The 23687-nt window shown below is 59.2% G+C and carries 20 protein-coding genes; 7 read left to right on the top strand and 13 right to left on the bottom strand.

Annotation, left to right across the window (positions count from 1 at the left end):
- The first annotated feature begins 70 nt into the window (after nucleotides 1-70).
- Nucleotides 71-772 carry a GntR family transcriptional regulator gene (locus tag GPK39_RS06245; protein ID WP_050766156.1) on the top strand — a complete coding sequence of 234 codons (702 nt, stop codon included), beginning with the start codon at nucleotides 71-73 and terminating at the stop codon, nucleotides 770-772.
- Between the two features lie 117 nt (nucleotides 773-889).
- Here the strand turns inward: GPK39_RS06245 and glmS are convergent, their stop codons facing one another.
- A complete protein-coding gene (glmS, locus tag GPK39_RS06240) occupies nucleotides 890-2737 on the bottom strand; it encodes a glutamine--fructose-6-phosphate transaminase (isomerizing) (protein ID WP_215674459.1) in 1848 nt (615 codons plus the stop codon).
- 312 nt (nucleotides 2738-3049) lie between these two features.
- Here glmS and GPK39_RS06235 point away from each other — a divergent pair, with 312 nt between their 5' ends.
- Nucleotides 3050-4162, top strand: coding sequence for a LacI family DNA-binding transcriptional regulator (locus GPK39_RS06235; RefSeq protein WP_252204744.1), 1113 nt, complete (start codon nucleotides 3050-3052; stop codon nucleotides 4160-4162).
- 113 nt (nucleotides 4163-4275) lie between these two features.
- On the opposite strand, the gene GPK39_RS06230 is transcribed toward GPK39_RS06235, so the two are convergent.
- Nucleotides 4276-4926 carry an HAD family hydrolase gene (locus GPK39_RS06230; RefSeq protein WP_215674455.1) on the bottom strand — a complete coding sequence of 217 codons (651 nt, stop codon included), beginning with the start codon at nucleotides 4924-4926 and terminating at the stop codon, nucleotides 4276-4278.
- A 173-nt stretch (nucleotides 4927-5099) separates the two neighbouring features.
- Here GPK39_RS06230 and larE point away from each other — a divergent pair, with 173 nt between their 5' ends.
- Entirely contained in the window at nucleotides 5100-5978 is an 879-nt protein-coding gene (gene larE, locus GPK39_RS06225) for an ATP-dependent sacrificial sulfur transferase LarE (protein ID WP_215674453.1), read from the top strand.
- Between the two features lie 164 nt (nucleotides 5979-6142).
- Here larE and modD read toward each other — a convergent pair whose 3' ends face one another.
- A complete protein-coding gene (gene modD, locus GPK39_RS06220; RefSeq protein ID WP_252204742.1) occupies nucleotides 6143-7009 on the bottom strand; it encodes a ModD protein in 867 nt (288 codons plus the stop codon).
- A gap of 174 nt (nucleotides 7010-7183) precedes the next feature.
- Here modD and GPK39_RS06215 point away from each other — a divergent pair, with 174 nt between their 5' ends.
- Entirely contained in the window at nucleotides 7184-8149 is a 966-nt protein-coding gene (locus GPK39_RS06215; protein WP_215674452.1) for a DNA/RNA non-specific endonuclease, read from the top strand.
- A gap of 128 nt (nucleotides 8150-8277) precedes the next feature.
- On the opposite strand, the gene GPK39_RS06210 is transcribed toward GPK39_RS06215, so the two are convergent.
- The 4 genes from GPK39_RS06210 to GPK39_RS06195 form a co-directional block, all read right to left on the bottom strand.
- Entirely contained in the window at nucleotides 8278-10353 is a 2076-nt protein-coding gene (locus GPK39_RS06210) for an elongation factor G (RefSeq protein WP_215674451.1), read from the bottom strand.
- A gap of 310 nt (nucleotides 10354-10663) precedes the next feature.
- Nucleotides 10664-11428, bottom strand: coding sequence for an amino acid ABC transporter ATP-binding protein (locus tag GPK39_RS06205; protein WP_252204740.1), 765 nt, complete (start codon nucleotides 11426-11428; stop codon nucleotides 10664-10666).
- The gene (locus GPK39_RS06200; protein ID WP_006235606.1) at nucleotides 11421-12074 is read right to left on the bottom strand and encodes an amino acid ABC transporter permease; all 654 of its coding nucleotides are present in this window, start codon (nucleotides 12072-12074) and stop codon (nucleotides 11421-11423) included. The genes GPK39_RS06205 and GPK39_RS06200 overlap by 8 nt, the downstream gene beginning before the upstream one ends.
- On the bottom strand, nucleotides 12074-12934 hold the full coding sequence (locus GPK39_RS06195) for a transporter substrate-binding domain-containing protein (RefSeq protein WP_138375044.1): 861 nt from the start codon (nucleotides 12932-12934) through the stop codon (nucleotides 12074-12076). The genes GPK39_RS06200 and GPK39_RS06195 overlap by 1 nt, the downstream gene beginning before the upstream one ends.
- A gap of 460 nt (nucleotides 12935-13394) precedes the next feature.
- Between GPK39_RS06195 and rlmD the strand changes: the two genes are divergently transcribed.
- Nucleotides 13395-14609: a 23S rRNA (uracil(1939)-C(5))-methyltransferase RlmD gene (rlmD, locus tag GPK39_RS06190; protein ID WP_321573283.1), complete on the top strand. Its 1215-nt coding sequence runs from the start codon at nucleotides 13395-13397 to the stop codon at nucleotides 14607-14609.
- Between the two features lie 66 nt (nucleotides 14610-14675).
- Here rlmD and GPK39_RS06185 read toward each other — a convergent pair whose 3' ends face one another.
- The 5 genes from GPK39_RS06185 to tilS all read right to left on the bottom strand — a co-directional run bounded on the left by GPK39_RS06185 (nucleotide 14676) and on the right by tilS (nucleotide 21441).
- Entirely contained in the window at nucleotides 14676-15509 is an 834-nt protein-coding gene (locus tag GPK39_RS06185) for a phosphatase (protein ID WP_215674448.1), read from the bottom strand.
- 165 nt (nucleotides 15510-15674) lie between these two features.
- Complete coding sequence (locus tag GPK39_RS06180) at nucleotides 15675-16859, bottom strand: pyridoxal phosphate-dependent aminotransferase (protein WP_215674446.1); 1185 nt, start codon at nucleotides 16857-16859, stop codon at nucleotides 15675-15677.
- Between the two features lie 207 nt (nucleotides 16860-17066).
- Nucleotides 17067-19145, bottom strand: coding sequence for an ATP-dependent zinc metalloprotease FtsH (gene ftsH / locus GPK39_RS06175; protein WP_276571290.1), 2079 nt, complete (start codon nucleotides 19143-19145; stop codon nucleotides 17067-17069).
- Between the two features lie 61 nt (nucleotides 19146-19206).
- On the bottom strand, nucleotides 19207-19755 hold the full coding sequence (gene hpt / locus GPK39_RS06170) for a hypoxanthine phosphoribosyltransferase (protein ID WP_006235600.1): 549 nt from the start codon (nucleotides 19753-19755) through the stop codon (nucleotides 19207-19209).
- Nucleotides 19756-19902: 147 nt separating this feature from the next.
- Entirely contained in the window at nucleotides 19903-21441 is a 1539-nt protein-coding gene (gene tilS, locus GPK39_RS06165; protein ID WP_215674442.1) for a tRNA lysidine(34) synthetase TilS, read from the bottom strand.
- Between the two features lie 48 nt (nucleotides 21442-21489).
- Between tilS and GPK39_RS06160 the strand changes: the two genes are divergently transcribed.
- Nucleotides 21490-22299 (top strand): MBL fold metallo-hydrolase, encoded by an 810-nt coding sequence (locus tag GPK39_RS06160; protein WP_215674440.1) that lies wholly within the window; start codon nucleotides 21490-21492, stop codon nucleotides 22297-22299.
- A gap of 82 nt (nucleotides 22300-22381) precedes the next feature.
- Here GPK39_RS06160 and GPK39_RS06155 read toward each other — a convergent pair whose 3' ends face one another.
- Nucleotides 22382-22813 (bottom strand): Hsp20/alpha crystallin family protein, encoded by a 432-nt coding sequence (locus GPK39_RS06155; RefSeq protein ID WP_040359532.1) that lies wholly within the window; start codon nucleotides 22811-22813, stop codon nucleotides 22382-22384.
- Between the two features lie 276 nt (nucleotides 22814-23089).
- Between GPK39_RS06155 and GPK39_RS06150 the strand changes: the two genes are divergently transcribed.
- Nucleotides 23090-23557 carry a hypothetical protein gene (locus GPK39_RS06150; protein WP_147349627.1) on the top strand — a complete coding sequence of 156 codons (468 nt, stop codon included), beginning with the start codon at nucleotides 23090-23092 and terminating at the stop codon, nucleotides 23555-23557.
- Nucleotides 23558-23687 lie beyond the last annotated feature (130 nt).

Below are 23687 nucleotides of genomic sequence, written 5' to 3'. Positions count from 1 at the left end.
CCGCGGAGAGCTGATTCGCGGCATAATTAACAACTGACATATGAGTTTGATAGAACAGTTGCGAGGCGCTATGGAAGAATCGATGCACGTCGGCGAGCAGGAAACGAGCCTACAGGACCAGTCCTATCACACCATTCGACGCAAAATCGTCTACCTGGACTACAAGCCGGGCGAAAAGCTGGGCGTCAAGCAGCTTTGCGACGACCTAGATATGGGTCGCACGCCCGTGCGCGAGGCACTGGTGCGTCTGGCGCAAGAGGGCCTGGTGCGCACCGTGCCCCAGAGCGGCACCTACGTCTCACCCATCAACCTCACCCTTGCCGAGAGTGCCTGTTACATCCGCGAGCATCTGGAAAAGCAGGTGATCGTGGAGTGCTGTGCGCGAGCCACGTCGGCCGGCATCGAGCAGCTCGACCGCGCCATCGTGCTGCAGGAAAAAGCCATGGCCGAAGAGGATCGCATCGGCTTCTTTTTGAGCGACAACCTCATGCATCACATGATTTTTAGCATCGCATGTCGCAGCACCGTGTGGTCGTGGCTCGAAGAGACCAATGCCGACCTGGAGCGCTTCCGCTGGCTGCGCGCCGCCACGCAGGTTCTCGACAATCAGGACATCGTGAACGAGCACAAGCAGATTCGCCGCGCCATCGCCGGTCGCGACCCCATCGAAGCGAGCTTTTTGGTCAGCAAGCACCTGCACATGATGTTCCGCAACCAAACCGAGGTTCTGGACCAGTTCCCCGAGTACTTCGAGACCAGCAAGCTCCGCTAACCTGCCAAAAAGGGACAGGTTCATTTTGGCAGGTTTTATCTGGTCAAATGCAAAAAAGGGCCCGGCTCCGTCTAATGACGCAGAGCCGGGCCTTAGTCGCTAGAACGGCGGAACCAACTACTCTACCGTGACGCTCTTGGCCAGGTTACGGGGCTGGTCGACGTCGCAGCCGCGCAGGATGGCGACCTCGCGGGCGAGCAGCTGCAGCGGGACACTCGCCGTGATGGGGCTGAACACGTCGCGGACTGCCGGCACGCGGATGATGCAGTCGGCAATCTTGTTGATCTCCTCGTCGCCCTCGGTGGCAACGACGATGACCTTGGCACCGCGCGCCTTGCACTCCATAAGGTTCGACACGGTCTTGTCGTAGGTGGCGCTCTTGGTGGCCACGGCGATGACGGGGAAGCCCGGATCGATCAGCGCGATGGGGCCATGCTTCATCTCGCCGGCAGCATACGCCTCGGCGTGCAGGTAGCTGACCTCCTTGAGCTTGAGTGCGCCCTCGTAGGAGATGGCAGCGCCCATACCGCGTCCCACGAACAGCGCCGACTGCGCGTCCTTGCATAGCAGGGCGGCCTCGTGCACGGCCTCGGTCTGCGTGTCCAAAATCCACTGGATCTGCTCGGCCGTATCGGAAAGCTCGCGGAACATCATGCGCGCTTGCTTGGTGGTCAGACGGTACTTGACCTGCGCCAGCAGCAGAGCCAGCAGCGTGAGGCTCACAACCTGGCCGATGAAGCTCTTGGTCGAGGCGACCGCGATCTCCTTGTTGGCCTTGGTATAGATGACGCCGTCGCTCTCGCGCGCCACGGGGCTGCCCACCACGTTGGTGATGCCAAAGACCTTGGCACCCTTGATGCGCGCATCGCGAATGGCGGCAAGGGTATCGGCCGTCTCGCCCGACTGGGACACGGCAACGACGAGCGTCGTCGGCGTGATGATGGGATTGCGATAACGGAACTCGCTGGCCGCCTCAACCTCGGTGGGGATGCGAGCCCAGCCCTCAATGAGATTCTTAGCAATGAGGCCAGCGTGATAGCTGGTGCCGCAAGCGATCACGTAGACGCGGTCGATGTCGTTGAGCTCCTCGAGCGAAAGGCCCAGCTCGTCAATATCGAGCTCGCCGGCCGGCGTCATACGACCGACCAGCGTGTCGCGCACGACGCGCGGCTGCTCGTGGATCTCCTTGAGCATAAAGTCGGGATAACCGCCCTTTTCTGCCATGTCCAGGTCCCAGTCGATGTGGGTGACCTTGGGCTCGATAACGTTGCCAGCCTCGTCGGTGTACTCGACGCCTGCGGGCGTGAGCTTGGCAAACTGACCGTCCTCGAGCACCACGACATCGCGGGTGGCGTCGATGAGTGCAATCACGTCAGAGGCAACGTAGGAACCGGTCTCGCCCGCGCCGACCACGATCGGGGAATCCTTGCGGGCCACGGCGATCACGCCGGGCTCGTCAGCGCACACGGCGGCCAGACCATAGGCACCGACCACGTGGGTGCACGCCTCGCGCACGGAGGCCATCAGGTCGTGCGTCTCGGCATAAGCCTCTTCGATCAGATGCGCGAAGACCTCGGTATCGGTCTCGCTCTTAAAGTGATGGCCGCGGCCCTCCAGCTCTTCGCGCAGCTCAGCGAAGTTCTCGATGATGCCGTTGTGGACGATGGCGATTCGACCGTCGCAGCTGGTGTGGGGGTGAGCGTTAACGACGGAGGGCTTGCCGTGGGTGGCCCAACGGGTGTGACCGATACCGCAGGTAGCGTCGCTGTCGATGTTGGCAAGCTCGCTCTCCAGGCCCGCGACCTTGCCCACGCGGCGGATGACGTCGAGGTGCGCCGCGGCGCCCTCGCCCACCTCGAGCGCGACGCCCGAAGAGTCATAGCCGCGATACTCCATACGCTTGAGGCCCGTGACCAGGATGTTCTTTGCAATATCAGAGCCGGTGTAGCCGACAATTCCGCACATAGGATAAATCCCTTCGTTCGCGTGACTGCAAGACGTCCACGCACAGGGGGCGCTGAGACGTATAACGTTCGAGTATTGTACTCACGCAAGCGCAAGCTGATATACCAGAAGTGGTATCTCAACTTAGATACCACCCGATGCACACATGCCCAGCCGGTCCAAACCACTGCAAAGGTGCCTGTCCCCTTCGTGGTGGTCGCGCTGGCAACGGCGTTTTCCCAGATAAAACCTGCCAAAATAAACCTGTCCCTTTTTGGAAGGTTTGGGATGCTACAATCTGGCTTGTACTTGAAACGCATCAAAGGGGCCGCTATGGCAAAGGTAAAAATCAGCGACGTCGCGCGCGAGGCCGGGGTTTCGCTGGGCACGGTTTCCAACGCGCTCAACCACCCCGAAAAGCTGCGCCCCGAGACCCTCAAGCTCATCAACGAGACCATCAATCGCCTTGGCTACCTGCCCAACCAAAGCGCTCGTCAGCTCGCGGGCGGCGCCACCAAGTCCTTTGGCCTGGTGCTCCCCCGTCTCGACCACGGCTTTTCACTCCAAATCGCCAGCGGCGCCCACAACGAGGCCCGCAAGCACGGCTACGACTTGCTCATCGCCAACGCCGATAACGACGATATTCTCGAGGACCATTACCTGCGCTACTTTATGGGCACCCAGATGTCCGGCGTCATGGTTCAGCCCATGGCATCCCCCGACTGGCACCCCGCCATGGCCAAGATGCCCGTGCCGATCGTCCACCTGGACATCCATTGCTCCGAGCCCGGCTACTATGTAGTGGCCGACAACGAGGCCCAGGGTCGCATCATTGCCGAACTCGCCATCGCCCGCGGCGCGCACCATATTGTCGTCGTCGGCCGAGCAGCATTTATGCAACTCACCCTGCGCGTCCTTGGCATTCATAAGGCGCTCGCTCTGCACCCCGATATCAAGATCGAAGTCATCGACGCTGGCGAATGGAATACCGCCGCCGACGGCTACGGCATCGGCGCCCAAATCGCCGCGCGCCCCGCCGACGAACGCCCCGATTTTGTCGTCGGTCTGACCGACGTGCTGGCCTCGGGTGTCGTTTCGGCACTGGTCGACAAGGGCATCTCTGTCCCCGAGCAGGTACGCGTAGCAGGCTGCGATGGCAACCCGCTCGCTTGGAGCGGATCGGTCCCGCTCACTACGGTAGCGCCCCCGGGCTACGAGATTGGCCGCAAGGGCGTTCAATTGCTCATGGAGCAAATCGAGAACAAGACCCCGGCAAAGACCAAGCATATCCGCGTCGGCTCTGCAGCGCGCACCGTCACCGCAGTCACCGCCGCCGAGGATATCAACCGCCAAGAACTGGTACGTCCGTTCCTACTGGAGCGCGCCAGCACCCAGGCAAGCACCCAGACCGACGCCACGGCCATCAACCTCGGCGCGTATCTATAGCACGCCCGCAAGTATGCTATGTCGCCGCTTAAGCAAAAGGGGCCCGACCATTGCCGGGCCCCTTTTGCTTAAGCGCAAACGTGGGCAATTGCTCGTTTCAACACCGCAATTGTCTAGCGCACGGCCTTGACCGACGCCGCCAGGTCGAACAACGTATCGAGCACGGCCTCGCAGCCATCCACCACGTCTTGCGGCAGCGGCACGATATCGGGAACGGCAAAGACATGGCAGCCGGCCGTAATGCCCGAGACGCAGCCGTTGCGCGAATCCTCGACCACGGCACATTCCTCGGGGGCAAAACCCGCGCGCTCGCAGGCAAGCAGATACATCTCGGGGTCGGGCTTGCCGTGCGCGACGTCCTCGCCGCAGGTCACCGTTTCAAACTTGTCAAAAAGACCGAATGCTTTAAGGTTGCGCTCGGCCGTAACATGGCGCGATGACGTTGCAAGGCCTACGTGATAGCCCGCAGCCAACAGCTCGTCTATGCACTCGGCAGCGCCGGCCTTAAGCTCCAGATCGGTCTTGACCATCTCGTCGCGAATCTCCTTGTGGCGGACATAGACCGCCTCGGTGGTTTCGTGGCTGCCGTAATGCTTATCGAGGATGTCCATGACATCGGGCAGCGTGCGACCGATAAACTGATGGATCAGCGCTTCATCAATCGCGAGCCCCAGCTCAGCGGCGCCTGCCTTCCAGGCCTTAATCCCCAAACGCTCGGTATCGACCAGCGTTCCATCCATGTCAAAAATAACAGCCTTGATCATATCGGTCCCCCATCGACTCTCGCTGTCGCATTGCCGCAACTCTACCGCATTTGGCAACTTGTATATAACGTATATACCATATTGCACTTTCGTTACACAGATAGAAGTCTTATGGCAAGTAACGCATTAGGATTATAGTTTTCAATCGAGTACTCAACGATAAGGATCGTTTCATGATTTTAGACACCACGGCACCCGCAGAGGAGCTTCAAGACAAGCTATCGGCGCTCGAACAGCTGCTTTTGGCATACGGGCGCGTGGCTATCGGGTTTTCCGGTGGCGTCGACAGCAGCTTTTTGGCCGCCGTATGCGCCCGCATCATGCCTACCAATACCCTCCTCGTCCATCTCACCACGCCGCTCATCGGCACGCCCGAGCAGGCTTCGTTTGAGCGGTCCGTTGATGGACAAGCCAATGAAGGACCGCATTTTAAACTCCCCGTGCTCAATCTTTCGGTGGATCAGCTGCAGCTCCCCCAGGTAGCCTGCAACGATGCCAATCGCTGCTACCACTGCAAGCACGCCGGCTTTACCGCCATCGTCAACCACGCCAAGTCGCTCGGCTTTCCCACCGTCATCGATGGCAGCAATGCAAGCGATCGCGGTGACTACCGCCCCGGCATGCGTGCGGCAAAAGAGCTCGGCGTACGCTCCCCTCTCATGGAGGTCGGCTTTACCAAGGACGAAGAGCGCGAGCTGCTGCGCGCATGGGGCTATCCCGTTTGGAACCTGCCGGCGGGAGCATGTCTTGCCACGCGCGTTCCCACGGGCGAGGAGCTTACGCGCGAGAAGGTCGATTTAATCCGCGCCTGCGAGGATTACCTGCACGATCTTGATCTGGCACAGGTACGCGCGCGCTTGATCGGCGGCTGCATGCATATCGAGGCCGCACCCGCAGATGTTGCCAAGATTGCCGCCCTCGGCGGTGCCGCCATCGACGACAAGGGCAAGACCCCGCTGCCCGCCGTTATCGAGTCCGCGCTGCGCGAGCTGGGCTGCGACCATATCTCCCCCGAGGTCACCCCCTACATTCACGGCGCCATGAACCAGTAATCCGCATCCCGATAAGTTGCGGTGGAATAGTTCCTGTTTTGCGGCCTATCAGGCTCCAACAGGAACTATTCCACCGCAACTGCGTTTTGCGAGCATGGGCCCGCAAAAGAAAGAAACGGTTTTATTATTGAGCGCGTTTGCCCGGGCAAACGCGCGGCGACGCGCTAGGCGAACATCTTGACGCTCATATCGACGGGATTCGCCGTGTAGCAGGACGTGGTCACGAGGCCATCAACGCCAGTCGACGCGTACTCGGCAGCGTTGTCGGGGCGAATCCCTCCCGCCGCAACTAGGGCCACATGGGGGTCGATTCCATGCAGCTCCTCGACAAGCGGTCCCAGCTCGGCAACCGACACTTTGTCGAACTGAATACCGTCAACGCCCGCCTTCACCAGCCTGCGAGCATCATCGGCACCCGCCTCGACAAACAACTTTTTCTCGATGCAGCGTCGACGAATCTGGGGCAGAAGCTCAATAAACGCATCGAGTCCCGTCGCCCCAGAAGGCGCTGTCATAAACCTGGTATGGTTGTCGAACACTAACACGGTCTCGGAAAGGCCCATGCGATGCGGAAACGCTCCGCCCGCAACGATCGCCTTGGTCAGCAGATCTCTATTGCCCGGCGTGCTCTTTCGCGTCGTCAGCACCTCGCACATGGGATTGGCCGCATGCGCAGCGTCGACCATTTTGCGCGTCTTGGTTGCCACAGCCGAGTAGTGATCGAACATATTTAGGCCGACTTTCCATAGCAGATGCAAATTGGCGGCCGAACCGCGTACACGCATAAAAGACCGCCCGGCTTCAACCTTGGTTCCCGAGGGCTCAAACCACTCGACCGTCAGGTTCAGCATTGTGGCCATACGCGCAACCTCCTCCGTGCAACAAAGCACGCAGTTCTCGCGCATGTAATACTCCATCGCACCGAGCGCCTCACCGATTCCCAGGATATGCGTCGTAAGATCGATATAGGGGACATCCTCGGCGATAAGCTCCTCGAGCCGCGCGTCGCTTATATGGATAATGTCGGACAAGGGGCCTTCTCTCTCGCATTGCTCTCGGCAGAAAAAAGCATGTCGTTTTCCCAGCCTATACGGTACAACCTCATCAGTATCGCTTGCCTCACATCTTACGCATTCGACCGAGCAAACGTCCATGGGCGGCACCTGCTAGACTGGTAGGCCCCAACCGTCCATCCAGGAGCCTCCATGTCGCGCAAGTCCGCCTACAAGCAAGTACTTTCCATCGGCACCGCCGTGGTGCTGGGGTTTGCGCTGTTCACAGGGTCGCTCGACGGAGCGCCCAAGCTGTTGTCGCCGCAAAGCGATGAGCAGGCAGCGGCTCTGGCCGAAAAGCAAAACGAGAGTCCCAGCCGCACCGAGGACGAGGCAGGCCTGGTCGCTCGGCTCGAATCGGGAACGGCGAGCTCCGAGGACTCCGGCGATGGCTCCGAATCCGCCGCACCCGACACCGGTGATGCCGCTTCCGAGGACAGCTCCACCACCCCCATCGACGAGGTCGAAAACCCCGACCTTAACCGCGCCCGCGGCGTATACCTCAGCAGCATTCCCGACTACGCCGGCAACCCCTACGTTGCCCTTCGCGCCGACAGCACGCACCCGCTCGGCACGCCATCATTCACACTCGATGAATACGAGCGCGCCACCGAAGAGGGCTGCTTTAAGAAATTCTCCAAGCTCGACAGCCTGGGCCGCACTCGCAAGGCGCTCGCCTGCGTGGGCCCCGAGTCACTCGGTCAAGGCAAGCGCGGCGATATCTCGCGTATCCATCCTGCCGGTTGGCACCAGCAGCGCTACGACTTTATTCCGGGCCAGAGCCTCTACAACCGCTGCCACCTTATCGCCTGGTCACTCTGCGGCGAGAACGCCAATCGCAAGAATCTCCTCACCGGCACGCGTTATCTCAACGAGACGGGTATGCTGCCGTTTGAAGAGCAGATTCTTAACTACATCCGCGACACAGGCAACCATGTGCTCTACCGTGTCACGCCCATGTATAACGAAGAGGAACTTGTCTGCCGTGGCATGCGCCTTGAGGCGCAATCGGTCGAGGACCACGGCAAGACCCTCTGCTTCCACGTATATTGCTACAACCTGCAGCCGCATGTGCAGATCGACTACGCTACCGGCCGCAACCAGGCCTCGGGAGACTAGGACCGACCAAGCTGCCCCAAAACCTAAAATGATCCGTTTTCCTCCGTCCCCAAGGGATCAAAAAGGGCCGCCCCGGTTACCCAGAGCGGCCCTTGCATCGGCACGCATGTTGCAGGCAACGCCACACGCTACTTGGCGCGACCCTCCTCATAGCGCTCGACCAGCTTGGCCTGAACGTCATAGGGAACCTGCTCATAGCCAGCGGGCTTCATGGTAAAGTCGCCCGTGCCGCGCGTGATAGAGCGCAGGCGCGTCGAATAATCCGTCAGCTCGGCCAGCGGCGCCTGGGCGATGACCACGGTGTCGCCGCGCTCATCGGTCTCCATGCCCGTCACGCGGCCGCGCGATGCCGAGATGTCGCCCATCACAGCGCCGGCGTAGCTCTCGGGAATAGTCACCGTGATTTCCTCGATGGGCTCCAGCACCACCGGGTCGGCATCGGCGCACGCCTTGCGCAGGCCGATGCGAGCCGCCGCGCGGAACGCCATCTCGTTGGAGTCGACGCTGTGATACGAGCCGTCGTACACAGCCACGCGAATGCCCGTGAGCGGATAGCCGGCAATGATGCCGTCCTTCATGGTCTCCTGGACGCCCTTGTCCACGGCGGGGATCAGCGAGCGCGGAATGCGGCCGCCCACGACCTCATCCACAAACTCGTAGCCGTCGCTCGTGCCGTCGGGCCCAATGAGCGGCTCCACGCGTAGCCAGCAGTCGCCATACTGACCGGCACCACCGGTCTGCTTCTTGTGGCGGCCCTGGGCGCTCGCCGTGCGGCGGATGGTCTCGCGATACGGAATGCGGATCGGCACGCTCTTGGCCACGACCTTGGTGCGATCCTCCAGACGGTTGAGCAGCACCGAAACCTGCGCCTCACCCACGGCGGAGATGATAGTCTGGCCCGTCTCCTCGTCGCGGTCGATACTCATGGTCGGATCGGCCTTGCATGCTTTCTCGATAAACGTATAGAGCTTTTCCTCATCGCCGCGGTTCTCGGCCTCGATGGCAATGCGGTACTGCGAGTTGGGAAACTTAAACGCCGCGGCCTCGACCTTACCGGTAATCGAGAGCGTGTCGCCCGTCTCGGCAGCCAGCTTGGGCGCCACGATGATGTCGCCGGCATAGGCATGGCCAACCTCGGTCATATCGCGACCGCACATCACATACAGGTGAGCCAGACGATCGCTCTTGCGGGTACGCGCGTTGATCAGCTCAAGGCCCGGCTCAAGCGTGCCCGTCAGCACCTTGATAAAGCTGATGCGGCCCTGCTGCGGATCGGCCAGGGTCTTAAACACAAACGCCACCGGACGGTCATCGTCGCTCGAAATCTTGAGCGAATCGCCGTCGATGAGCGGCATCTCGCCGTAGTCCGTCGGCGCCGGGAAGTACGTGGCGATATCGTCCATCAGCGAGTTGACGCCCTGCTCCTTAATGCAATCGCCCGCAAAGACCGGCACAAAGATGCGCTCGGCAATCGCCTTCGACAGCAGGCCCTCAAGCTCCTCCTGCGTCAGCGTCTCCTCGCCTTCCAGGTACTTCATCATCAGTTCGTCGTCAGCCTCGGCCACCAGCTCGCACAGATGGTCATGGGCTTCCTCGGCCTGGGCACGATACTCCTCGGGAATCTCCGACTCAACGGCTTCGGTGCCGTTGCAATGGCGCGCCTTCATGCGCACCAGGTCGATGATGCCGTCAAAGTCCTCGCCCTCGCCCCAGGGAAGGGTCACGGCGCCCAGGCGCGTGCCAAAGCGCTCCTGCAGCAAGTCCATTGTGGTCGCAAAGCTGGCCTCGGAGCGCGACAGGCGGTTTACGAACACCGCACGCGCCAGACGCAGGTCCTCGGCGGCATACCAGAGCTTAACCGTCGTAGGCTGTGGGCCGGCCTCGGCGTCGACCACAAACAGAGCCGTCTCGCAGACGCTCATCGCGGCAAAGGCGTCGCCGATAAAATCGGGGTAGCACGGGGCATCGAGCACATTGATGCGCGCGCCCTTCCAGTCGATCGGCGCGATGGTCGTCGAGATGGAAAACGCACGCTTAACTTCTTCGGGGTCATAGTCGAGCGTGGGCTTGGTGCCGTCGTGGCCGCCCAGGCGGGCGGTCTTGCCGGAAAGGTGGAGCATGGCTTCGGCGAGTGAAGTCTTGCCCACCCCGCCTTGGCCTACGAGCACCACGTTCCTTACGTTACCGGTCTTGGGAGCACCCATGATGACCTCCTTGCAGGGCCGCGCGCAATGCGCGACGCCAACGGGGAGAGTTCGCGGTCGGTGCCATCCCGGGAGCAGCATGGTCGGCAGCCGAGCCGACTCACCCTCCAAATGTCCTATGCCACCACCCTACCCTCACGGGCGGCTGTCCATGCATACCTTTCGGCGCACGTATGAATACAGGCGGCGAGAGGAAGAGACAAGCTTGTGAGGCGATTATTGAACCCCGTCGATGCAAACAAAAAGCCGCCACAGACCGTAAGACCTGCGGCGGCTTCGCCTCAATTAATAGTTGAGTAAATACCTGAGCCTATCCCTCGATACGGCTCAAGAACTCACGGGTGCGCTGCTCGCGCGGATGGTCGATAACCTGATCGGCTGGCCCTTCCTCGACAATGCGGCCGCCATCCATAAAGACCACGCGATCGGCAACATCGCGCGCAAACTGCATTGCGTGGGTCACGATCACCATCGTCATATTCTGCGCCGCAAGGTCTTTAATGACACGCAGCACCTCGGCCGTTAGCTCGGGATCGAGCGCCGAGGTCGGCTCGTCAAAGAACAGGATCTCCGGGTCGAGCGCCAAGGCGCGGGCGATACTCACACGCTGTTGCTGGCCGCCCGAAAGCTCACATGGCACCTTGTTCTCGTTGCCCGTAAGCCCCATCTGCGCGATCAACTCGCGCGCACGAGCTTCCGCCTGTTCGCGCGGGCGCTTAAGCACGCGGATCGGCGCGTCGATGATGTTTTTCATCACGGTATAGTGCGGGAACAGGTTGTAATTTTGGAACACCAGGCCGAATCGCGAGCGTGCCCGCTTGGGCACATCGCCCTTCGCATAGACTGCGCCCGAACCCGCATCCGTCGCAACGGCAAGGCCACCAAACGAGAGCGAGCCTCCGTCGAGTGTCTCGAGCAGCGTGGCACACCGCAGCAGCGTGGACTTGCCGCCACCCGAAGGCCCGATAATCGCCACGACCTCGCCACGCTTGACCTCGAGCGAGATATCCTTGAGCACCTCATTGCCGCCAAACGCCTTGCGAGCGCTTTCGATTTTCATCACCGAGTTAGTCATGATAATAGTCCAGCTTCTTTTCGGCGGCGCCCAACAGCATCTCGACCACGAAGTTGAAAACCCAGTAGATCAGCGCCGCAATCGCAAACGGTACCATGCTCACCTGCGAGGCAACCAGGGCCTTGGCGGTCGAGAACATCTCCCCCACGCCGATGGCAAACGCCAGCGACGTATCCTTGACCAGCGTGATGATCTCGTTGCCCATCGCCGGCAAAATGCGCTTGGCAACCTGCGGCATCACGATATACAGAAACGTCTGCACGCGCGAATAGCCCAGCACCTCGGCGGCCTCGTATTGACCGCGCGGAATGGACTGCAAGCCCGAGCGATAGATCTCGGCAAAGTAACCGGCGTAGTTGATGATGAACGCCACGACGCACGCCGTCCACTTGGAATCGGGCGTGAGCGAAATGCCAAACACGTAGTACGGGGCAAAGTAGATGGCAAACATCTGCAGCATGAGCGGCGTACCGCGCATGACCGAAATGTAGATGCGCGCAATCCAGCGAAGCGGCGCGATTTTGCTCATGCGCATAAACGCCACGGGAATTCCCAGCGGAATCGACCCCAACAGCGTCAGCACAAACAACTGCAAACTGACCAAGAAACCCTGGCCAAGCATCTGCATCATGACCTGAATAGACATTACTTGAGCACCCAATTATCGAAAGACAAACCATAGCTTGAATATTTATCGCAGAGGTCCTTGACCGTGCCGTCCTCGTAGAGCGCCTTGAGCGACTCGGCTACAGCATCGGCCGACTTGGTGTCGCCCTTCTTAAAGCCAACGGCGTAGTGCTCGCTGGACAGCGGCTCATCAAGCTGCGTATAAGCATCGGGCTTGGCGGCAAGCTGATACTGGGCAATCGAAAGGTCGCAAGCCACGGCATCGACCGCGCCGCTCTCGAGCTGCATAAAGGCCGTGTTGTACTCGCCGATCGTGTCGAGCGTGGCAAACGTCGCCGCCAGATCCTTCTGGTCACCCTCGAGCACATCCTGCGCAGCGGAATCGGTCTGGGTAATCACGGTCTTGCCGGCAAGATCGTCCCAGCTCTTGATGCCCGCGTCCTTCTTGACCACGAGCACTTGCTCGTTGAGCATGTACGGCTCAGAGAACGTGTAGTCATCCTCGCGCCCCTCCATGGTAAAGCCGTTCCAGATGCAGTTGATGGCGCCCGAGTTAAGCAGCGTATCCTTGGCGTCCCAGTCGATGGCCTCGTATTTGACCTCCCAGTCCTGCTTATCGGCAACAGCCTTGGCCAGATCGAGATCAAAGCCGGTGTACTCACCATCGTCGCCCACAAAGCCGTACGGAGGATAGGACTTATCAAAGCCCACCACGAGCTTCTTGGACTCCGCAGCACCCTTCACATCCTTGGCCGCGGCAGAGCCAGCAGCGGAGCCCTTGCCGGCGCCACCGCCGCAACCGACAAGACCAAGGCCAAGCACCGTGGCGAGCGAGCCGGCTAGACCAACAAACTGACGACGAGACATATCGGTATTCATGGTATTCCCCCTTGATGGCACTTTAGTTAAGTAAAGTGAGTCGTGTAACGTCCAGAATCATACACTCTACCTTGATAAAGTACAAGGGAGGGTTTGCCCGGCATGGGCGGGGAGCAAACATCGTTGGACTTATCACTGACACGAAATGGACGCTTGCATATCGTCCGCTAGCTTGGCACGGTACAATGCTTTCAGATTTCAATTTGTAAATTAGTGGGGTTAATTCATGGCAGAATCTCGTGCGGAGCGTAAGGCTCGTCGTGCTTTGATCGAGGCGGCTGAGGGGTCGAAGGAGGAGAAATCTTCTACGAAATCCAAGTCTTCTAAAGCTGCAAAAAGCAAACCGACCAAGAGCAGAGCTAAGACCAAGCGTTCTGACTCTCGTCGAGGCGGGGATAAAGCGCCTCAGACTCGTTCCAAGCGCTCGCATAAAGATCGGGTTTCGTCTGCGCGTAAGGCCGTGGACCCCAAGTCTCCCTGTTCGATCATGAAATCTTGCGGTGGGTGCACGGCGCTCAATCGTCCTTATAAAAAGCAGTTGGCGGCTAAGCAGGCTGCTATGGAGGAGCTGTTTGCCGAGCTTTGTGAGCGCGAGAGCATTGCTGTCGATCCTATTCGCGGTATGGGCGTCACCCTTGGCGACCCGGGTAAATATCCTGCGCCGCGTGGCTTTCGTCATAAGGCTGCCACTCCCTTTGCTCCCGGTAAGGAGGGCGCTGTCCGTTGCGGTTTCTTTGAGCGCGGCACGCACAAGATCGTTGCCGTACCCGAATGCCCCGTCGAGGCGTCGGGCGCTCGTCAGATTCTCAACGGCATCGCACGCGAAGCTGAGCGGTTGCATATTCCCGCCTTTAACGAGGACAAGCATCTTGGTTTGCTTCGCTATGCCGTCATCCGCTGCGGTTGGCGTACCGACCAGGTCATGGTTACGCTCGTGACCGCCCAGCGTGACTTACCGCATGCGCAGGAATTCTTTGAGGCCGTCGCCGCACTCGATCCGCGCATCGTCACCGTCGCCCAAAACATCAACGGACGCCCCGGCAACGCCATCCTCGGCGAGGAAACCCGCATCGTGTATGGCGCCAAGTGCATGCGCGACCAGCTACTCGGCTGCGAGTTCGATATCTCCCCCACCGCGTTCTACCAGACCAACCCGCAACAGACCGAGCTGCTCTATCAGCTCGCTATCGACGGCATGGATTTGCACCAGGGCGATGTGCTCATGGATGCCTACTGTGGCAGCGGTACCATCGGTCTTTGCGCAGTTAAAGATGCCCAGAAAAAGGGCATCGGCATTATGCTGCTCGGCGTGGAGCGCAACCCGGCGGGCATTGCCGACGCACGTCGCAATGCCGAGCTCAACGGCCTCACCCGCAGCGCCTGGTTTATGGCCGACGACGCCACCGATTGCATCCTGGATGCCGCCGATAACAACGAGCGGGTCGATGTCCTTTCCATCGATCCGCCGCGCGCCGGCTCTACCCCCGAGTTCCTCGAAGCTGCCTGCGCGCTTAAGCCGCGCCGCATCACCTATATCAGCTGCAACCCCGTAACTCAAGAGCGCGACCTGCATCAGCTCCTCGACGGAGGCTATTGCCTGCTCAAGATCACACCCGTCGACATGTTCCCTCACACCGACCACACCGAAACCGTAGCGGTCCTCGAACGCCGCTAACCGACCTCAGTAGATTTTTGGGACAAGAAAGGGGGCGACCCGCCTGGGCCGCCCCCTTCGCTTGGTTTATAAACTCCGCCACATCCCATTGCTCAGATCGCACACGCCGGCTGCCGCCATCTCGCGCAGCAGCGTCTCGCGGTCGCGCGTCACGATCAAATCTAGCGGGAAGTGAATCTCGTCGAGCATCTTGCGCGCGTGATCGAGCTTGCCAATGGCCATGCCAATGTGGGCATCGGTTGACACGCCAATGCCCACGCCCAGCTCGGCGCAGCGCTCGGCGATCTTGCGGCATACGGCCCAATGCTCAGTGTCGACACCGTGTTCAAGACTATGGTTGTTGATCTCGATAATCTTGTGCTTGGCCTTAGCTGCCAACAGCACCTCGTCGATATCGAACGGCACGCCCGAACGTCCCGTGTGACCCAGCATGAACACCTTGGGGTACTCCAGGGCATTGATATACATCTCGGTCGTCTGGGCCAGCGTCGCGCCTTCAGCAATCTGCGGATTATGCACGCTCGCAACCAAATAATCCAAATTTCGCGTAACCAAATCGAACAGCGAATGCTGACGGCTGTACGAATCACCGGCAATATCGAGCGTGACAGGAGTGTCTTCGCCAAACAGGCTTCCGTCCAGCGAAACGATATCGGCCTCGGCACCACGCAGCACCAGCACGCCGCTCCAAATGCGCGGCCAGATATCCTGGTTGATAAAGAATTGGTAACTGCGCAGGTCATTGGGGCAAGCCGTAACCATAGAGCTCAGATGGTCGGCAGATCCGAGCACCTGCAGGCCACGCTCTGCCGCCCAGTACACATTCTCCTCAATGGTCGAATATGCATGCGCAGAGAATATCGTATGGGTATGAATGTCACAAGAAAGCAGGTAGGGCATCAGGTCTCCTTATCTGGCACGGCCGTCGCTTATATTCATTGTACGCATAGCCTTCGATAGTCGTAAAACCACTCCATCCCAAAGACACAACGTCCATGACAACGGGGTCTGGCTTAACACCAAACCCCGTTTCACGTAAAACATTGTAGGCAGAGCGCTTTACTTTTAACGATACTCGTCCGCCAACTGTTTCCAAGCGGGTAGCGAATTGATAATCGTTTCGTAACTCACGCAATAGCCCAGGCGGAACCAACCCGGCATACCAAAGCTGTCCGAGGGAACCGCAAGCAACTCATACTTCTTTGCACGCTCGCAAAACGCATTCGCATCGGGTTCCAGCGCCTTCACCCACAGGTAGAATGCACCATCCGGCTCAACATAGGTGTAGCCGTACTCCGCTAGTGCGTCGGTAAGCGCGGTGCGGTTGCGCGCATAGGCCTCGACATCGCTCGGCTCATCGATGCAATCGATGATTACGCGCTGGAAGAGTGCCGGTGCGCATACAAAACCTAGCGTACGGGCAGCACCCGCAACAGCCGGCATCAGACGGGCAGCCTGCGGATTGGTGTTGGGAACCAAGATCCACCCCACGCGCTCGCCCGGCAGCGACAGCGACTTGGAATACGAGTAGCACACGATGGTGTGCTCGTAGATCGAGGGCACCCAAGGCACCTCGGCACCGTACACAATCTCGCGGTACGGCTCATCCGAGATGAGCATAATCGGATTCTCGGGATCGCGCTGAGCGTTGGCCTCGCGCAGAACATTGGCCAGTCGCGTCAGCGTGTCGCGCGTATATACGGCACCGGTCGGGTTGTTGGGCGAGTCGATAATGACGGCTGCCGTCTTGTCGGTGATCGCCTTGAATACGTTATCCACGCTCAGCTGGAATGTGTCCTCGTTGGCAAGCGCCTCAACACACGTACAGCCGGCCTTCTCAATCCAAACGCGATACTCCGGAAAGTACGGGGCGATAACAATAACCTCGTCGCCCGGGTTCGTAACGGCGTTGAGCGTGCAGGTGAGCGAAGCCGCGGCACCCACCGTCATAAAGACGTCCTTACCCTCATAGTTCGTTCCAAAGCGGCGGTTGAGCGATTCGGCCACAGCGGCACGACATTGCGGCAGGCCCGGTGCGGGCGTGTAGCCGTGCAGCTGGTCGCTCGGCAGCTCCAGGGCCTTCTTAATCGACTCAGCCACAGCAGCGGGCGCCGGAACGCTCGGATTGCCCAGCGAAAAATCGAATACGTTTTCCGCACCGATCTGCGCCTTGCGCTCAAGGCCATAGCTAAAAATCTCACGGATGATGGAGCTTTCCGCGCCGCGAGCATACATAGTTTCGTTGATCATCTGTTCCCCTTTCGCATAGGCGCTATTGTACGCTTTAGCCGAGCAAAGTGCCGCAGCAATGTTAATTGGGGACACAATGTTGATTGGGGACAGACTTAAATGCGTGAAAATGCTCATTTAAGTCTGTCCCCAATCAACAGACGGCCCCATATCGCTCAAAAGAAAAAGCCTCCACAAGTTTCCCCGCGGAGGCTTTTGTTACAAGGACTATTTGTCGGCGTCGGTGTCGGCACCGGCATTGACGGCATGGTCATCGTCAGCATCATCGGATGCGACTTCGGCATCCTCCTGCATGGCCGCCTGCGCAAAGGCCGCGGCATCAGCCGCCAGCTCCTCCTCGCTCATTCGAAGCGCGCGCTTCTTGGTCGGCATGCCGGCCGCCTTGGCATTGCGCTCCTCCTTGGCCGCCAGGATATCGCCCTCGCGCTCAAGGTAGGCATTCCACTCGTTGTCGAGCAGGGCGTTCACGGCGTCGCCCTCGACGGTCTCGCGCTCAAGCAGCACCTTCGCCATCAGATCGAGCTGATCGCGACGGGCGTCCAGAATCTCGACCGCACGACGATGGGCCTCACGCATAATGCGCTGGACCTCAATGTCGATGCGACGCGCCGTCTCCTCAGAGTAGTCCTGATGATCGGCATAGTCGCGGCCCAGGAATACCTGATGCTGCGCCTCGCCAAACACTTGCGTGCCCAGCTCCTCGCTCATGCCCAGGCGCGTGACCATCTCGCGCGCCATCTTGGTTGCGCGCTCCAGATCGTTGCTCGCGCCCGACGTAATATCATCGCACATGAGCTCCTCGGCAACGCGACCGCCCAAGAACACGGCGAGCTCGTCGAGCATCTCGTTCTTGGTCTTGAGGAAGTGGTCCTCCTGCGGAAGCTGCAGCGTGTAGCCCAGCGCCTGGCCGCGGCTGACGATCGAGATCTTGTGGACCGGATCGGAGTGCTCCAGGATGTGGCCCACCAGGGCATGACCGCTCTCGTGGTAGGCAATCGTGGTGCGCTCGGCCTCGGTCATCACGCGACCCTTGCGTTGCGGTCCGGCAATCACGCGCTCCATCGACTCCTCGACCTCGTCCATCGAGATCACGGAACGATGGCGGCGAGCAGCCAGCAGCGCAGACTCGTTGAGCAGATTTGCCAGATCGGCACCGGTAAAGCCAACGGTCATCTGGGCGAGCTTCTCAAACTTAACGTCCTCGTCCATCGGCTTGTTCTCGGCATGTACGCGCAAGATCTGCTCGCGGCCCTTCACATCCGGACGGTCGACCGTAACCTGACGGTCAAAACGGCCGGGACGCAGCAATGCCGGATCCAGGATGTCAGGACGGTTGGTCGCAGCGATCAGGATGACCGACTCGCTCTCCTCAAAACCGTCCATCTCGACCAGCAGCTGGTTGAGCGTCTGCTCGCGCTCGTCGTGACCGCCGCCCAAGCCAGCTCCGCGCTGACGTCCCACGGCATCGATCTCATCGATGAAGATGATCGACGGGGCCTGGGACTTGGCCTCCTTAAAGAGGTCACGCACACGGCTGGCGCCGACACCTACGAACATCTCGACAAAGTCGGAACCCGAGATGCTAAAGAACGGCACGCCCGCCTCGCCGGCAACGGCCTTGGCCAGCAGCGTTTTACCGGTGCCCGGAGGGCCAACCAGCAACACGCCACGCGGGATCTTGGCGCCCAGCTTGCGATAGCGATCCGGATCGCTCAAAAAGTCACGGATCTCCTCGAGCTCCTCGACTGCCTCGTCCACGCCGGCAACGTCTTCAAACTTGACCTTGGGGCGTGTGGCCTCGTTGGTCTTGGCGTTGGTCTTGCCAAACTGCATGTTCCTGTTGTTGGCGCCCATCATCTGGCGCATAAAGTAGAACATGATGGCGATAAGGGCGATCGTCGGAAGCACACTCATCGCCAAGTCGCCCCAAAAATCGGGATCGTTGGTGTTGACGATGTACTTGGTATCGGGGTGCTCCGACATGAGCTCGGCAAGCGAATCGGAGCCGACATAGGTCGAGGAGAAGCTCTTGAGCTCGCTCGTATCGCCCTTGTCCTTCTTCGTCTTCCAGTAATGACCCGTCACGCTTCCGTCTTGAACCGTATAGGTCAGATCTTCGACGCGATCCTGCTTGATGGCGCTCACCATCTCGCTCGTCGCGAGCTTAACGGTATTGCTAGAATTGGCAAAGCCGGAGCCCATGTTAAAGAAGGCGTAGCCCAGAAGCGCGCAAGCCAAAATAAAATACAGCCAGCCCGTACGCGTGGGCTTCTTGCCTCCGGGCATCCCCGGGATCTTAGGCTCCCGGGGAGTCTGGGAATTGTTATCGTTATGGTCGTCGGGCATCTTACGAATAAACCTCCGGTTTCAAAATGCCCAGATACGGAAGGTTACGATAGCGCTCGGCATAGTCGAGGCCGTAGCCCACCACAAAGGCATCGGGGCAATGGGTTCCAACATACTTGGGCGTGATGGCCGAGGTGCGGTCCTCAACGTCCTTCCACAGGAAGGCAGCGACCTCCAGAGAAGCGGGCTTGCGGCTCTCGAGGTTCTTCATCAGATACTTGAGCGTCAGGCCCGAGTCCAGAATGTCCTCGACGATCAGCACGTCGCGACCGCGGATGTCGATATCCAGATCCTTAATGATACGCACGATACCCGAGGACTTCACACCGTCGCCATAGCTCGAAACAGCCATGAAATCGATGTTGGTCGGCAGCTCGATCTTGCGCATCAGGTCGCCCATAAAGACCACGGCACCGCGCAGGACCGCAATCAGCACCAAATCCTTACCCGCGTAGTCGCGCGTAATCTCCTCGCCCAGGCGAGAGACGATACCGTCGATATCCTCCTGCGTGAACAGAACCTTCTCGATATCCGGATGTTGAGAAGCCATGACAACCCTTTCTTGTGCTTATCGCCCACACACCGCCGTATGGACGCGAACTTCACATTCTAGCAGCGCACGGGGTAAATTTACCAGCCCGTGCGCCATCAGCGCGGGAATACCGTCAACGTCGCACAGAATAGCAGGCGTGGGACGCTATTCCGCATCGACCACGCGGAGCAGATATGCCACGCGCGTTGCGGCCGTGCACTTAAAACGCTCGTCCGCGCGAACTCCGGCGACCCACACCACGGCACCTCCCGGCGCCGTCCTCACCATGGGCACGCCGGCGCGCTCGGAAACGGGAATGCGAGCCTCGCCTAGCAAGTCGGATACTTTCTTGCTTCGGCCACTCATCCCTAACGGGCACATCACGTCTCCCGGTGCGGGACCGTCCACCCACAGGCGCGCCAATCGCGCCTCGACAGGGGTCTCGCCACGCGAGCCCGCCAGGATCCGCTCACTATCGCTGTCGGCAAAACCCAAGGCAGCCGCGTCTACCAAAGCTGTCACTTCCCCGGCGGCCGCAAGCTCACGGGCGCGGCGCACGATATCGCATCCCGGCTCAACGGCCATCGGCTCTGTGACCAGCATACGTCCCCCGCCCAACGGCAAACGACCGGGTACGGTAACCCAGTCCGCGACCAGGCCCTCGCGAGCCACCGGGGCCTTAAACGCCAACATGCCAAACTCAACGCGCGCGTCAATTCCCGCCGGAAGCGTGACCGAGCCGGCACCCTCGGCAACGCAGGAAAGGACTCGCTCAACATGCCGCATCTCGGGACGAGCGTCCGGATCGATGCGTTTGATCGCCAGTCGCACGATGCGCCGCGCGATTACCACCTCGGCCGCAGCAAGGCGCCTGGCATCGAGCACCAGTGCGCCCGCTGCCTCTTTGCGCAAACAGCTTCGAAACGCCTGTGCCGACAGCTGGGATAGAAACGCATCTTCATCACCCAAGATCTCACAGGCGGCGCCAATCGTCTTGCACACGCTCGCATTACGCTGTGCCACCACTGGCATTACCCGATGGCGCACGTAGTTTCGCAGATACGAGATATCCTCATTGCTCTCGTCTTCACGCCACGGCTGACCATGTACCTGTAGATAGCCCACGAGCTCGCCATGAGTTAGGTCGAGCAAGGGACGCACCACGATATTCCTCCGGCGAGGAATGCTCGATAGACCAGCGGGCCCTGAACCCTTAATCGCGTTCATCAAAAACGTTTCCGCGCGATCCGAAGACGTGTGCGCGGTGCAGATACGAGCCGCCGTTCGCGGCGCCCCCGTCTGGGCGCAGAGTTCGCGAACATACCTCCGCGCCGCGGCATAGCGCACCTCGCGGGCCGCGGCCTCAATATTGCCCGACTCCCCATCAAAATAAGCGTGCTCCACACACAGCGGTAAACCATATTGCGCGCAGAGCTCACGCACAAAGGCCTCGTCGCCATCGGACGCCTTGCCGCGCAGATGATGGTTTACATGCAGCACATGCAGGCGCTCGCGAGCAATGGGGGCAACACCGCGTCCGTCTTGGATATCCAGCTTTGATGTGCACGCCATAAGAAGCAGTGCCGTCGAGTCCGCGCCGCCTGATACCATGAGCACGACAGGAGCAGCCTGCTGTCTCGTCCGGGTCTCATCGACTGCCCCAGGCACGGCATGGTGTCCGTAATGCTGTGATACCGTTGGCATTCGCTTCCTCCTCTATTCGTCCGCACCCATTGTATCCTTTGGAATCTTATGTCTCGTCTGCACCTTCATATCCTCGGCAGTGGCTCTAAAGGCAACTGCGCACTCATCGAGGGCCCACAGGGGCTCATTATGGTCGATGACGGACTGTCTCGCCGCGAGACATTAAAGCGTATGGCAGAACTGGGGCTCTCGGCAGACAACGTCTCGGCTCTTCTCATTACTCATGAGCATAGCGATCACATCAAGGGTCTCGATGTCTGGTGCAAGCACTGGCACGGCCCCCTCTTTGCCAGCAGGGGCACACTTTCGAGCAAAGAAAATCTTTCGCATCTGCCTGTCGAGGAATTCGATCCCGGTGACACCCTATCCATTGCCGGCATCCACGTGCAAACCTACTCAACGTCACACGATGTCATCAATCCAGTCGGCTATCGATTCGACACCCTCGATGATTCCATCGGCTTTGCCACCGACACCGGAGAGCTATCGAGCCAAGCCATGAACACCCTCGAAGATTGTCGAGTCCTCGCACTCGAAAGCAACCACGATGTGACCATGCTGCGCGAGGGAGAATATCCCCGCTTTCTTCAGGAGCGCATCCTGTCTGCAAGGGGACACCTCTCCAATGGCCAAGCCGCCGAAGCCGCGCGCGAACTTGTTACCGATCGCACCGAACAGCTCATTGCCATGCATATCAGCCAAGATAACAATCGTCCGAGCCTTACCGTCAAAAGCTATGCCGAAGCTCTGGCCGCAACCCTGGATGACGAGGTCGGCAGCTCCGCAACCCTTCTCCAAGGATCGCGAAAACTCTCGATACGCCCCGCAAGCCAGCATCGGCCAGTAACCATTCAATAGACTGTCCTAGACAGCAAAAGGGGCCGAGAATCGCTTCCCAGCCCCTTTTGCTGTCTTTTTATAGCGCAGAACACCAACGAAGTTAGTCGATGGAGATCTTCGTAACGTTCTTCTTCTCGACGATCTTGGGGACCGTAACGGTCAGGATGCCGTCAGCGTACTTAGCCGAGAGGCCCTCGCTCGAAGCGTCCTTTAGATACACGCCACGCGTCGCGCTGTACGAGCTGAACTCCTTCTGCAGGAAGTTCTTGCCCTCGTTCTCCTCGTCTTCCTCGACATTCACGCTAATGGACAGACGGCCCTCGTTAAGCTCGACATCGATATCGTCCTTGGCGACGCCGGTCAGATAAGCCTTGACCTCATAGCCGTCGCCCTTATCCTCAACGTCAACGGGAAACGCCTTGGAAGCAATCGAGTTGTTTGCAAGGTCGGTCATATCATCAAACAGATCGAACAGCGAGCTAGCAGAAGGACGAACGCCAAAAACCGAACGATAAGGAACCATGCTTGCCATGTTTACCACTCCTTTTAGGACTGCCGAGCCATCTTCTAGGTGACTGGGACTTCTTTTGACGCTCATATATATGCCCACACAGTGCTTATATATACATTGACTATAAAGTTTTTTGAGTCAAGTACTATAAGCATATCTAAGTGTAATTGACTCATGTTTTAGTAAGGTTAAGGTTCTTTGAACCAGAGCTTAAATAACGAGTATGTTCGCAGCTACAAATAACAAGGGGCTTACAATGAGCGCGTACACGTTGTTGGTAACGAGCTAAAGGGCATCATGGACGACCAAAATCAGAACAAAATGTTTATGCAGACGCAGGGGGAAGAAACTTCCACGCAGCCGCCACGGTTCCATCGCCCCCACATCTCGCAAGAGCCCATTAATGATCCTGAGCCAGAGTATGTGACGAGAAATCGATATCAAACGCTCGAGGATGCCCAAACGGGACGCAAACATATGGGCGTCGCCTCGGGAGACCCTGTATATCTGAAAGACGCACCATTATCTAAAAACAGCGCAGCTAGTGATGAGCCGATGAAAGCATCCGCCGCTCATCAACAAAGAGGTCCTCGACCAAAGCAAACCTTGACGCATTCGGCTCGCTATCTCGAAACGCCAAAACAGGGAAAATCAATCTTCGTTTCATCAAGTAAACGACGCAAGCAGCATCGACTGACAATCCTGCTTTTGATCATTGCAGCCATAGCAATTGCCCTTGTTATTCGTTTTATTTTCTTTAAATAAAAGCTCAATACCAAAAAGAATTAAATGGTCTGGCGTAAATGAGTCATTTATGCCCGGTAAACGCAAAAAAGGGGGAGGCCGCGAGGCCTCCCCCTTCTCAGTTCAAGCGTACGGCTCGGTGCCGTCCACC

The organism is Collinsella aerofaciens (assembly GCF_018785245.1).
Lineage (GTDB): Bacteria > Actinomycetota > Coriobacteriia > Coriobacteriales > Coriobacteriaceae > Collinsella > Collinsella aerofaciens_AD.
This window is presented reverse-complemented; position numbering and strand designations above follow the sequence as displayed.